General features: G+C 70.6%; 9 protein-coding genes and 1 pseudogene. 7 read left to right on the top strand and 3 right to left on the bottom strand.

Features of this window, described 5'->3' with window-relative positions:
* Positions 1–167: 167 nt before the first annotated feature.
* Both ABEA43_RS20795 and ABEA43_RS20790 read left to right on the top strand, forming a co-directional pair.
* Positions 168–1,166, top strand: a pseudogene (locus ABEA43_RS20795) (RNA polymerase sigma factor); the annotation flags it as partial.
* Between the two features lie 164 nt (positions 1,167–1,330).
* Entirely contained in the window at positions 1,331–2,098 is a 768-nt protein-coding gene (locus tag ABEA43_RS20790) for a class I SAM-dependent methyltransferase (protein ID WP_345564027.1), read from the top strand.
* A 144-nt stretch (positions 2,099–2,242) separates the two neighbouring features.
* Here the strand turns inward: ABEA43_RS20790 and ABEA43_RS20785 are convergent, their stop codons facing one another.
* Positions 2,243–2,986, bottom strand: a complete 744-nt coding sequence (locus ABEA43_RS20785; protein WP_345564025.1) for an alpha/beta fold hydrolase — start codon at positions 2,984–2,986, stop codon at positions 2,243–2,245.
* Positions 2,987–3,161: 175 nt separating this feature from the next.
* On the opposite strand from ABEA43_RS20785, the gene add reads away from it, so the two are divergent.
* The 3 genes from add (at position 3,162) to ABEA43_RS20770 (ending at position 5,738) form a co-directional block, all read left to right on the top strand.
* The gene (gene add, locus ABEA43_RS20780) at positions 3,162–4,118 is read left to right on the top strand and encodes an adenosine deaminase (RefSeq protein WP_345564024.1); all 957 of its coding nucleotides are present in this window, start codon (positions 3,162–3,164) and stop codon (positions 4,116–4,118) included.
* An 87-nt stretch (positions 4,119–4,205) separates the two neighbouring features.
* Positions 4,206–5,027 carry a phosphotransferase gene (locus tag ABEA43_RS20775; protein WP_345564023.1) on the top strand — a complete coding sequence of 274 codons (822 nt, stop codon included), beginning with the start codon at positions 4,206–4,208 and terminating at the stop codon, positions 5,025–5,027.
* Positions 5,028–5,081: 54 nt separating this feature from the next.
* Positions 5,082–5,738 carry a class I SAM-dependent methyltransferase gene (locus tag ABEA43_RS20770; protein ID WP_345564022.1) on the top strand — a complete coding sequence of 219 codons (657 nt, stop codon included), beginning with the start codon at positions 5,082–5,084 and terminating at the stop codon, positions 5,736–5,738.
* 263 nt (positions 5,739–6,001) lie between these two features.
* Here ABEA43_RS20770 and ABEA43_RS20765 read toward each other — a convergent pair whose 3' ends face one another.
* A complete protein-coding gene (locus tag ABEA43_RS20765) occupies positions 6,002–8,014 on the bottom strand; it encodes a beta-galactosidase (protein ID WP_345564020.1) in 2,013 nt (670 codons plus the stop codon).
* Between the two features lie 99 nt (positions 8,015–8,113).
* The gene (locus ABEA43_RS20760; protein ID WP_345564018.1) at positions 8,114–10,420 is read right to left on the bottom strand and encodes a beta-xylosidase/alpha-l-arabinosidase; all 2,307 of its coding nucleotides are present in this window, start codon (positions 10,418–10,420) and stop codon (positions 8,114–8,116) included.
* Positions 10,421–10,684: 264 nt separating this feature from the next.
* On the opposite strand from ABEA43_RS20760, the gene ABEA43_RS20755 reads away from it, so the two are divergent.
* Positions 10,685–11,692, top strand: a complete 1,008-nt coding sequence (locus ABEA43_RS20755; protein WP_345564016.1) for a LacI family DNA-binding transcriptional regulator — start codon at positions 10,685–10,687, stop codon at positions 11,690–11,692.
* 499 nt (positions 11,693–12,191) lie between these two features.
* A complete protein-coding gene (locus tag ABEA43_RS20750; RefSeq protein ID WP_345564014.1) occupies positions 12,192–12,791 on the top strand; it encodes a hypothetical protein in 600 nt (199 codons plus the stop codon).
* Positions 12,792–12,883 lie beyond the last annotated feature (92 nt).

Below are 12,883 nucleotides of genomic sequence, written 5' to 3'. Positions count from 1 at the left end.
TGGGCAATCGTCGTCCGGTCGAGGGGCGCGTTGCAGGAACAGTTGGGTAGCTTGGTGGGAGACGACCTGCCTGGTCTGCCGCTACTTCTGGCCCCTCTACCCCAAGGTGTCGATGCTCATAGCCGCAATCATCCACACATTTTTAGGCTTGACCTAAATTTAGGCGCCGTCCATCCAACGCGAGCGAGGAGAGTGTTTTGTCCCAAGCAGCAGAGGTTCTCGAACTGGACGACAGCGTCGCCGACGGTGGCACGGCCGTCGGCGCCGATTCGGTGAAGACATACCTGAAGGCGATCGGCCGGGTGCCGCTGCTTACCGCTGAGCAGGAGATCGAGCTGGCCAAGCGCATCGAGGCGGGCCTGTTCGCCAGCGAGCGGCTGGACAGCGAGCCCAACCTGCCCGCCCAGCTCCGCGCCGATCTGGAGTGGATCGTGGACGACGGCCTGCGTGCCAAGCGCCGCATGCTGGAGGCCAACCTGCGGCTCGTCGTGTCCATCGCCAAGCGCTACACCGGTCGCGGCATGCTCTTCCTGGACCTGATCCAGGAGGGGAACCTGGGCCTGATCCGGACGATCGAGAAGTTCGACTACCGGCTCGGCTACAAGTTCTCCACGTACGCGACGTGGTGGATCAAGCAGGCCATCACCAGGGCCATGGCCGACCAGGCCCGTACGATCCGCATCCCCGTGCACATGGTGGAGCTGATCAACAAGGTGGCCAGGGCGCAGCGCCGCCTGCAGAGCGAGCTCGGCCGCGAGCCCACGCCGGAGGAGATCGCCAAGGAGAGCGAGCTCGAGGCGGACCGGGTCGTCGAGATCCAGGGCTACGGACGAGAGCCGATCTCCCTGCACACGCCGCTGGGCGAGGAGGGCGACAGCGAGTTCGGCGACCTCATCGAGGACACCGAGGCCATCTCACCCGCGGAAGCGGTCTCGTTCACCCTGCTCCAGCAGCAGCTGCACGCCCTGCTCGACCAGCTCTCGGAGCGCGAGGCGGGCGTGATCACGATGCGTTACGGCCTGGCCGACGGCAAGCCGATGACGCTCGACGAGATCGGGCGCATCTACGGGGTCACCCGCGAGCGCATCAGGCAGATCGAGGCCAAGACGATGTCCAAGCTCCGTCACCCGTCGCGTGCCCTGGCGCTGCGTGACTATCTGAGCTGACAGGCCCAGCCCGAATCCCGGGTCCCGGGGTGACGGGTTCGAGTCAGCGGGCTGGCGTGTCGCGACGACGATCGCGGGACGACCAGAAAGGCTGCGCAAACGGAAACTCAAGACTGTCGCCACAGCCCCTTTGCGGGCACGCAGGGTGACCTAGATTCCAACATGTGAAACGCTCCCGCTCGAGCCTCGTCCACCAGGCGACCTACGCGTTCAAGAACCCTGACAAGATCGTCCCCCATCTGCGGCGGCTGGCCCGCGACACGTGGTTCAGGCTGCGTACGCGTGATCATGTCGCCTATTACCGCGCCGTCATGAAGTCCGACACCGCGCGCGACCCCGAGGGCGCGGTCGGCTCCCACACGCACAGACGGTGGCTGACGCTGGGGCGGATGCAGTTCGACTACCTGGTCGAGCACGGGTTGAAGCCGGAATGCCGCATGCTGGAGATCGGCTGCGGGAACCTGCGCGCCGGTCACCTGTTCATCGACTACCTGCACACCGGCAACTACTACGGGCTCGACATCTCGCCCGACATCCTCATGGCGGCCCAGGACACGATCGTCCAGCACGGGCTGGGGGACAAGCTGCCGTACCTGACTCCCGTACGAGATCTGCGTTTCGCGTTCCTGCCCGACGCGCACTTCGACGTGGTGCACGCGCACAGCGTGTTCTCGCATTCGCCGCTGGAGGTCATCGACGAGTGCCTCGCGCACGTGGGGCGGGTGATGAAGGCGGGCGCGTGGTTCGACTTCACCTTCGACAGGACCGAGGGCCAGGAGCACCAGGTGCTGCGGGAGGACTTCTACTACCGCACCGAGACCCTCATCGCGCTGGCCGGCAAGCACGGGCTGCGGGCGACGTTCATGGAGGACTGGGAACGGCTGCCGCACAAGCAGTCGAAGATCCGGGTCACCAAGCCCCACTCGATGTGACACGCAGGGCACCACGCGTTAGATGAGGCTCGACGTCACAGCTGGGCCAGGCGTTCCATGAGGCTCGGGGCCGGGGCGGACGATTCCGCGCCGGTCGCGGGCGTACCGCAGCGGGCCGTTACGACCGGGTGGTGCCCGGCGCTCTCATTTGGCGGCGGTGCTCCAGAACTCCTCCAGTCGCGCCGCGCCCGCCGCCGGATCCTGCAGCAGCCACCAGTGGCCGAGCCCCGGCAGCTCGGCCAGCGCCGCGCCGGCCCTGGCCGCGGTCGCCTGACACAGCTCCAGCCGCATGAACGGGTCCCCGGACGGGGCCAGGATCAGCCCGGGAGCCGGGATGCCGGTGAACGCGGGGGACCACTCCGCGGCGACGTCCACCGCCGAGCGGTAGAGGGCCAGGATGCTCTCCGCCATGGTGCCGTCCATGGCGGCCGCCATCTCCAGGGCGTGCTCATGCGGCACGCCGAAGCCCTCGTACGCCTCCGCCTGCCGCTCGACCGGCGCGGATCGCTGCTGGGTGAAGAACTCCTCGCCCGCGCCGGGCGTCTGCCAGATCTTGGCCAGGTCGTGCCACTGGAAGTCCGGGTGGCCGAGGGTCGCCGCGTCGCTGACCCAGGTGCGTACGAGCTCCGGGCGGGTGCTGACCAGCCGCACCACCAGGCCGCCGCCCCAGTCGTGCCCGACCAGGTCGACCGGGTCCCCGCCCATGGACTCCAGCTCGCCGATCAGCCAGGCCACGTACTCCTCCTTCGTGGAGGTGAACCCGTCCGGCCTGGGGGCGCCGAAGCCGGGCAGCCGGAGGGCGCGCACGTCCTGGCGGTGCAGGGCCGCGCGGATCGGGTCCCAGACCTCAGAGGTCTCCGGGACGCCGTGAACCAGGACTGCGGTCATGATGGGCTCCTCTCCCGTGGCCCGCCGCGCGGGTGTCCCGGCCGGCGGTCATCCTGCCTTGACCGTACGCCCCGGGCCGGCGGTCCTCTTGCTTCGACGGTACGCCCGGGGTGGCGGGAGGGGCTGGCGGATAACGGACTGCAAGCGGGAAGAGGCGTGGCTTAATGTGTGGGGCGTGAGAGATGTCCGGCTGCTGCCCAAAGCCCACCTGCACGTTCACCTGGAGAGCACCGTACGCCCCGAGACCGTTCGTGAGCTGGGAGGGCCGCCCGCGCACGAGGGGGTGTTCGCGAACTTCAGGGAGTTCGCCGAGCAGCGGGCCCTGGTACGCGAGCTGCTGCGCACCCCCGAGCACTTCCGGCGGATCGCGGTGGAGCTCTGCGAGGACGAGGCCGCCCAGGGCACCCGCTACGTGGAGGTGACCTTCACCGCCGCCTCCCACGGCGAGCGGCTGGGGGCGCCCGAGATGCCGCTGGAGGCGGTGCTGGACGGGCTGGCCGAGGGCGCGGCCAGGTACGGGATCGAGTGCCGGGTGCTGCTCGACCACTCCAGGCGGCGCTCTGTGGAGCGGCTCTGGCGTACGTTCAAGCTGGCCGCCCGCTACGACGGTGTGATCGGCTTCGGGCTGGCCGGAGACGAGAGTTACCCGCTGGCGCCGTTCGCGGAGGTGTTCGAGGCGGTCAGGGACACCGGGCTGCACCTGGTGCACCACGCGGGCGAGGCGGCCGGGGCGGCGAGCATCCGCGAGGCGCTGGACCTCGGGCGCACCGAGCGGCTCGGGCACGGCATCCGGGTGCTCGACGACGACGCGCTGGTGGCGGAGGTGCGTGCGCGCGGGATCCCATTGGAGGTCTGCCCCACCTCCAACGTCCTGCTCGGGCTGGTGCCCTCGCTCGCCGAGCATCCGCTGCCCCGGCTGCGGGCGGCGGGGCTGGCGGTCACGATCAACACCGATGGGGAGACCGCGCTGGCCGACGAGTACGTACGGCTGCGGCAGGTCTTCGGGTACGGGGACGACGAACTGGCGGAGCTGGCGCGGGCCTCGATCGACGCGTCCTTCGCTCCCGAGGCGCTCAAGGCGGAGCTCAGGGCCGGGGTGGAGGGCTGGCTCGGGACGCCTGCGGCCGGTTGAGTGAGCACGGACGGTACGGACGGTTCGCCGGGGCTCGTGCCTGAGCCCGTTCTGGAGTCTGTTCTGGGGCGGCCGGGGGGAGTGGTCGTGCGGTGCCGGAGCGCGCCGGTCACCGGGAGCAGCGGGGCGGCCACCGGCGCCGTGACCCGGTTGACCGGGGTGGCGGCGTGCGACGGCGCCGAGGTGGCGTTCCGCGTGGTGCGCAAGGAGTTCCGGCCCGTGCGGACCGGGCGGCACGCCCCGTACGCGGACGATCCCCGGCACTGGGCGTACTGGCGGCGGGAGCCGCTGGCGTACGCGAGCGGCCTGCTGCCGTACGGGACGGAGCTGACCGCGCCCCGGTGTCACGGCGTCGTGGATGACGTGGTCTACCTGGCCGACGTCAGCGGTTCGCCCGGATCGCCGCGCGTGGCGGCACGCAGGCTCGGAGCCTGGCAGGCGGGTGCGGCCGTCCCCGGCGTGCCGTGGCTGGCGGGGCACCAGCTCGCCCAGCGGCTGGCGGTCGGCGAGTGGACGCCGGTGGACGCGGACCCGCGCGTCGCCGGGCTCTGGCGGCGGCAGGAGGAGCTCCTGAACGCGCTGGCCCGGCTGCCGGTGGTCCTGACGCACGGCGACTTCTCCCCGGGGAACCTGGTCGCCTCCGAGGGCAGGACCGTGGTGCTCGACTGGGCGACGCTCGGCGCGGGGCCCGTGGGGGCGGATCTGGCGGCGCTGGCGCTCGGCACGCTGGCCGATCCGGTTCCGGACTATCTGGCCGGGGCGGCGGGGCGGTTCCGGAGGGACGATGTCGAGCTGGGGTATCGCGCGACCGTCGCGTTGACGGGGGCGGGGCGGGTGCACTGGATGCTGTCGCGCGGGATGCGGCTGCCCGAGGGATATGAGGAGTTCGTCCTGTCCCAGGCTCCGTGACGCTGGTGGCGAAAAGGGTCGCCGGGGGTGGGCGCGGTGCGGGTCAATGGTGTGGTGAAAGCTGCTTACGACGACATCGCCGACTGGTACGAGCAGGAGTTCCTGCCCAGTGACGACACCGATCGGCTGGGCATCAGGCGGGCGCTGCGCGGGCTGCTGGGGCCCGGGCGCGGGCCGTGCCTGGAGATCGGGTGCGGCACGGGCGCGTACGCGGGGCTGGTCGGGGAGCTCGGGCGTACCCCTGTGGGGGTCGACCTCTCCGCCGGGATGCTGCGGTATGCGCGGGAGCGGCTGCCGGTGGCCCAGGCCGACGCCGGGCGGCTGCCGTTCCGTGACGGCAGTCTGCCGGCGGTCGTCTCGGTCATGGTTCACACCGACATGCCCGCTTATCCGGCCGTTCTGGGGGAGGTGGCCAGGGTGCTGGCGTCCGGCGGGGTGTTCGTGCACGTGGGGGTGCACCCGTGTTTCGTCGGCGGGTTCGCCGACTGGAGCGATCAGGCGGGGATCGTGATCCGGCCCGGCTACCTCGACCGGCACTGGACGAAGGCGTCGTGGACTGATCGGGGGCTGCGCGACAAGGTCGGGGCGAGCCACTGGCCGCTGCACGAGCTGCTCGGCGGCTTCGTGGGGGCCGGGCTCGGGCTGGAGGAGTTCGGCGAGGGCGGGGCGCCCGTGCCGCTCACGCTGGCGGTCAAGGCCAGAAAGCGGTGAGCCGGCCTGCGCGTCTTGGGCCAGAAAGTGGTGAGCGGATGCGGATCGTCCCTGTTTCGGCGCTCATGGCAGTGGAAGGCAGGACACCCAGTGGATGGACCGCGACCACCGCCCCACACCCGCCAGAACGCGGAAGTGGATGCTCCCCGTCGGGATCGCCCGACGAGGCGTCGCCGGCAGATGATCGCGGCGGCGAAGGGCCATGAAGGCTCGCTGCTCTCCCTGACCGCTGGGCCAGGGAGAAGCAGCGGCGGCCCGGCGGGTTACCCGCGGGCGATCTGGATCACCGCCGCGCCCAGCGGCTCCAGCGTGACCTCCCCGGACACCGGCCGGCCGGTGAGCAGGTCCGTCCCCTCCCCTCCGACGGGGACGGACGCGCTCTGCTCGCCGCTGTGGTTGAGCAGGAACACGTACTCGTGCGACGCGTCCCCCCGCACCGAGCACTCCACGTGGGCGGGCACGCCCTCGAAGCGGTTCCCGACCCCGGCGGCCGCCACCGCCTCCAGCACCACGGCGTCGAACGCCGGCTGCTCCAGCAGCGTGGCGACGTAGACGACCCGCCCGGCGCCGTACCGGTTCTCGACCACGGCGGCCCGCCCTTCGAGCAGCCCGTCGGCATAGGTGGCCAGCGCGGTCCCGGTCTCCAGGTGCAGGTCGTCGCGCCACCAGGTGGAGGTGGCGGTGCGGCCGTCGGCGAAGCGCACGCCGAACTCCTCGTGCGGCCTGGCCGGCCAGTACTCGTCGATCTTGGCACCGATGAGCTCGCGGAACGCCCCCGGGTAGCCGTCGGGCCGGACCCGGTTGTCGCCGTCGACCACGCCGGAGAAGAACGACATGATCACGGTCCCGCCGTCGCGGGCGAACGCGCGGATCCGCTCGGCCCCCTCGTCGTCGATCAGGTACGCGTTCGGCACCACCAGCACCTTGTACGCGTCCAGCGACGAGCCGTAGGACACGACGTCCACGGGGTAGTGCCGCTCCCACAGCGGCGTGTAGTGCCGCATCACCGTGTCGGTGTAGCTGAAGTCGCTGCGCGGGATGCCGAACGTCTCCTCCAGCCCCCACCAGCCGTTCCAGTCGAACAGCACGGCGATCTCCGCGCGCGAGGTCGTCCCGGCGACGGGCGCGAGCAACCCCACCTCGCGCCCGAGATCCACGATCTCCTTGAACGTCCGCGAGTCCGGACCCGAGTGCGGCAGCATCGCCGAGTGGAACCGCTCCTGGCCGCCCCTGCTGGCCCGCCACTGGAAGAACATCACCGAGTCGGCCGCCCGCGACAGCGCCTGCAGCGACCCGAGCCGCATGCGTCCCGGCTCCTTGACGATGTTGAGCTGCCACTGGCTGACCGCGCTGCTCGACTGCTCCATGAGCATCCACGGCTGACCGCCCTTGAGCGAGCGGAACAGGTCGTAGTTGAACGCCGCGGACACGTGCGAGTCGGCGTCGGCCGGGTTCGGGTAGATGTCGAGCGCGGCCGCGTCCTCCTCGCCCGCCCACTTCCAGTAGTCGGCGTGGCGGAAGAAACGCATGAAGTTCGTCATGACCGGGATGTCGTCACGGAAGGAGCGGACGATGTCCCGCTCGGCGAGATAGCACTCCAGCAGCGCGTCGGAGTTGAAGCGCTTGAAGTCGAGCCGGCGGGAGGGGTTCATCCAGGTGCGCGGGATGTTCGGCACCTCGATCTGGTCCCAGCCGGTGTACGTCTGGCCCCAGAACCGCGTCGTCCACGCCTCGTTCAGCGCGTCGAGGGAGCCGTACTTGCGCTGCAGCCAGCGCCGGAAGTTGATCGAGGCCGCCTCGTTGTACGCGGTCGGCCCGTACTCGTTGCTGATGTGCCACATCGCCAGCGCCGGGTGGAAGGAATAGCGCTCGGCCAGTTTGGTGGTGATGTTCGCCGCGTACTCGCGGTAGACGGGCGACGAGGGGTCGTACTGCAGCCGGTTGCCGAAGCCGAACGGGTGCCCGTCCTCCCTGATGGGGAACACCTCGGGGTGCAGGTGGGTGAGCCAGACGGGCGGGGCCGCGGTCGGGGTGGCCAGGTTGACGCTGATGCCGTTCTCGTGGAGGAGGTCCATGACCTCGTCCAGCCAGCCGAACTCGTAGGTGCCGGGCTCCGGCTCCAGCGAGGCCCACGCGAAAACGCCGAGTGAGACGGTGTTCACGCCGGCCTCGCGCATGAGCCGGACGTCCTCCCGCCAGACGGCGGGATCCCATTGCTCGGGGTTGTAGTCGCCGCCGAAGGCGAGGCCGCCGACGCGGGCGCGGAAATCGTCCATGCGAGTCATGTCAAAGCTCCCGTGGTAATACTTCTGCAGGATGACGAGCGGGATGGTCCCGGCGAAAAACCGGTGATCACAACACGAATGAGGCCGGGGCTACCGTGGCGGCAGCGGCTCGGCCGAGACGGTGGTCAGCCGCCGTTCGGCGCCGGTCAGCTCGTGCACCGGGCCGGTCAGCAGCACGGTGCGCTCCGCGACCACGTCCGCGACCGAGCGGCGTACGGACACGGCCACCTCGCCGGGCTCGACGACGCGCCGCCCGTTCCTGCCGGTGAAGGCCAGCAGCCGGATCGGCACGTCGAAGTCCACCTTGGCGCCCGCGCCCGGCGCCAGCTCGACGCGGGCGTACCCGACGAGCTGGGCGACGGGCCTGGTCACCGAGGCGATCCGGTCGGAGGCGTACACCTGGACCACCTCCGCGCCGGCCCGCTCCCCGGTGTTGCGCACGACCACGGAGCAGCGGATCGACTCCGCGGTGCCGGCCGTCCGCGCCACAGACCAGTCCTCGTAGGCGAAGCTCGTGTAGCTCAGCCCGTGGCCGAAGCTCAGCACGGGGGCCGGGTCGACGTTGCTGACCGAGCCGGCCCCGCCCAGCCTGGGGTGCAGGTAGCTGTAGGGCTGGCCGGCGTTCGAGCGCGGCATGCTCATGGGGAGCCGGCCCGAGGGGTTCACGGCGCCGCTGAGCACGCGGGCGATCGCCCCCGCGCCCTCCTCGCCGGGGAAGTACGCCTGGACGACGGCGGATGCGCGGCCGACGATCTCCGGCACCGCGTACGCGCGGCCGGTCATCAGCACCACCACGACCGGCGTGCCCGTGGCGATGACCGCGTCGGCGAGCTCCTGCTGCGCGCCGGGCAGATCGAGGACCTCCGCGTCGCAGCCCTCGCCGGAGGTGCCGCGCCCGAACAGCCCCGACCGGTCCCCGAGCACCACGATCGCGACGTCGGACCCGGCGGCCAGGCGGGCGGCGGCGGCGATCCCCGAGCGATCGCCGTCGTCCACCCCCGTGCCCCGTTCCGTGCTGATCACGGCGCCGGGCAGCTCCTCCCGGAGTGCCTCCAGGAGCGTGGGCGCGGCGATGCCCGGCTCGATTCCGGCGAAGTGCGGCAGGACGTGGTTGACGAAGGAGTAGCAGCCGAACAGGGCCGCGACGTCGTCCGCGTTCGGCCCGACGACGGCGACGCGGCGGCCGGCGGCGTCGCCGAGCGGGAGCAGGCCGTCGTTCGTCAGCAGGACGACCGACTCCTCGGCCAGCCGCCGCGCGATCTGCCGTGACTCGGCGTCGTCGAGGTCCACGGGGCCGGACGCCTCCGGCTCGTAGTCGTCGTCGAGCAGGCCGAGCCGCGCCTTCTGGAGCAGCACGCGGCGCAGCGCCCGATCGACGAGCGCCACGTCGATCCGCCCGCTGGTCACGGCCTGCTTCAGGGGCTCCAGGTAGGTGACCCCGGTGGGCAGCTCGACGTCGATGCCGGCGGTGAGCGCCTGCACGGCCGCGTCCTCGGCGTCGGAGGCCACCGCGTGCAGGGTGTGCAGGAAGGCGACGGCGAAGTAGTCGGCGACGACCGTGCCGTCGAAACCCCACTCGTCGCGCAGAATCCTGGTCAGGTACGTGGGGTCGGCGGCGATCGGGACGCCGTCGATCTCGGCGTAGGAGTTCATGACCGAGCCCGCCCGCGCGTCCCTGACGGCGACCTCGAACGGGAACAGCAGCGTGTCCGCCACCTCGCGCGCCCCCGCGTGCACCGGGGCCAGGTTGCGGCCGGCGCGCGAGTTGGAGTAGCCGACGAAATGCTTCAGGGTGGCGATCACCCCGGTGGACTGCAGGCCGCGCACGTAGGCGGCGCCGATGGTCGCGACCTCGTACGGGTCTTCCGAGATGCATTCCTCGACCCGGCCCCACCGCTGGTCGCGGATCACGTCGAGCACGGGGGCCAGGCCCTGGTGCACGCCGAGCGCGCGCATGCTCGCCCCGATCCGCCGGCCCATCAGCTCCACGAGGCCGGCGTCGAACGAGGCGCCCCACGCGGGTGGCACGGGATACGTCGTGGCCTGCCAGGCGGCGAGCCCGGTCAGGCACTCCTCGTGGGCGAGCGCGGGGATGCCGAGCCTGGTGTGGTCGCGCAGCCAGCGCTGCCGTGCGGCCAGGGTCGCGCTCGCCTGCTCCGGGTCCACCGGGCGGGTGCCGTAATGGCGGGTGATCTGGCCCAGGCCGTCACGGGCGAACGCCTCGAACGCGACCTCCTCGCCCTGCATCGAATCCTGCAGCGGCGCGACGACGCCCTCGTCGCGATTGACGTTCAGCCACACGCCCACGAGCTGGGCGAGCTTCTCGTCGAGCGACATGCCGGCCAGGACGGCCTCGGCCCGGCGCTCCGCGCCCCCCTGCTCAACACCTGCGGTCATGCATCCTCGTTCGTCTCGACCGTTGATAGCGCTAACAGAGGCAACCGATCAGAAAGTTTCTGGCATACTTTCCGAAAAGTTACCGTGACATTGCTGGGGAGTTACGCTAGGCTCCTGCCCGTAGTCATGTCAACAGTCCCCGTCTGACGACCGCGTTCCCGTGATTGACGCAGGTCAGCGGCTGATCGTGTTTCGCGCGGTTTTCCGAAAGTCCCAACTCGCGGGTGCCGGCCGGATGGCGGCACCACGGCAACGGGAGGTCCTGTGCCTCGAGCCACGCTGGCCGACGTCGCCGCGGCCGCCGGAGTGTCGGTGCCGACGGTCTCCAAGGTCCTGAGCGGGAAGAAGCACGTCTCCGCCGCGACCAGGGACAAGGTCCTCGAAGCCGTCAGGGCCTTCGGGTACGAAGCCCCGCGCCCGCCGAGCACTCCCCGGGTCGGCATCGTCGACCTGCTCATCGACGGGCTCGGCTCGCCGTGGGCGCAGGTGCTCATCAGGGGCGCCGAGAAGGCGGCGGCCCGATGGGGCTACTCGCTGGTCGTGAGCTCCTCCGCGCGGCCCGACTTCGACCTGCGCCGCTGGATCGGCATGGTGCGCAAGCGCAACACCGACGGCATCGTGCTGGTGCTCTCCAGGGCCGACCAGAACGAGATCGCCGCGATCACTGAGCTGCTGCACGTCCCCCTGGTGCTGCTCGACCCGGTCGGGCAGCGCGATCCGCGCATCTCCACCGTCGGCGCCACCAACTGGCTGGGCGGCGTCATGGCCACCACCCACCTGCTCGAATCGGGGCACACGCGGATCGGGTTCATCGGCGGGCCGCTCGACGTGCAGTGCACGCTCGACCGGTACGAGGGCTATCTGGCCGCGCACCGGACGTTCGGCATCGACCCCGACCCCGAGCTCACCCGCTACGGGGACTTCCTCGTCGGGGGCGGCAAGACGCACGGGGCCGACCTGCTCGCCCGCGACGACCGGCCCACCGCCATCTTCGCCGGAAACGACCTGCTGGCGGCGGGCGTCTACCAGGCGGCCACGGAGCGCGGCATCCGCGTGCCCGAGGAGCTGTCCGTCATCGGGTTCGACGACTCCCCGCTGTGCGAGATGCTCTCCCCGCCCCTCACCACGGTCCGGCAGCCGCTCGACGACATGGCCAACGAGGCGGTCCGGCTCCTCTCGGAGGAGCTGACGCACCCCAGGGGGGCGGCGGGCACCCGGATAGAGCTCGCCACGACGCTCGTGGTCAGGAGCAGCACCGCGATTCTCCCGTGACCGCTTTACCCTCCGTTCACGATCGGCAGGGGCTTCTTGGGGAATTTCCGGCCTGCCTTCGGCATTGATACGAGGACTGGCGTGCCTGTCTCCGCCGGCCGCGACCGTATGGGCGGATTCGCCCCGCGGACCGGACGGGCGGGTTTCGACGCCGGGCCCAAGACGGCAGAACGCTCGTCGATCCCTGGGCGATCACCCGTGTTCCACGGGGATGCGGATATCGCTTTACCTAACGAGGTAGATCTTTGTCCGTTTCATGGGGATTGATTTGCTTTTGTCCGGTTTAGGGCTTAATGTAGTAAGCGTTACCGGCGAATGGCCTGGCCCCACCAGGGTCCGCCACCGGTGACCGAATCCCGGTTTCTCCGGATTCTCCCGCGCTCCACGTGGTGTCTGACGCGGCGTGTCTGTACGGCATGCCGGTGTGGCGTGACGCCCGGCCACGTTCGTCCAGCGAGCGCAAAGTTCCTCGTTCCCTCACAAAGGACCGACTTTCTTCATGTCCGCTCGCCTGCGTTCCATCGCTATGCTCACCGCCACCGTACTCAGTGCTCTGACCGTCGGCGCGACCACGGCGCACGCCGACGATGACACCGCGACCGGCCGTCAGGCCATGCTCAAGGGTTCGACCACCGCGTCCTACTTCTGGGACGACTCCTCCGGCCGCGCCGGGGACACGGGTCTGCCCGCTGCCGGCAAGCCCATGCAGAAGGGTCTCGTCGCCAGCCCGAGCTGGCCGCTGATGACCGAGGGCTACGTCGTCTACAAGGGCAAGAAGATGCCGTTCTTCGTCGGTGACCGCGGTCCCGGCGACCCCTCCAGCCGTGGCGTCATGCTCGACCTGGACGCCAAGACCTTCGCCGACCTGACCGGCGGCACGTTCAACCCCAGCACGCTGGGCGTCGACGGCGCCGGCGGCGAGGGCCACATCAAGGTCGACTACGTCGTCACGAAGTGGGGCGACGGGGTCGGCAAGAAGAACGCCCCCGTGGCCTTCTCCTCGGGCGCCTGGTCCGAGAAGGACGCCAGGCCCGCCACTCCGGCCCAGAACACCGCCGAGTTCGTCCAGCCGGTGTCGGTCAAGAACGCGGCCGGCTGATCCGGCCGAGGTGAAACAGGGCGCTCCCGCACCGGGGGCGCCCTTTCGCATGCCCGTCCTTGTATCGTTACACGCCATCGATGGGGAGAACG

It is taken from the genome of Nonomuraea rosea (assembly GCF_039539705.1).
GTDB lineage: Bacteria > Actinomycetota > Actinomycetes > Streptosporangiales > Streptosporangiaceae > Nonomuraea > Nonomuraea rosea.
Note: the sequence above shows the minus strand (reverse complement) of the source record. Positions and strands in the feature narration are given on the sequence as shown.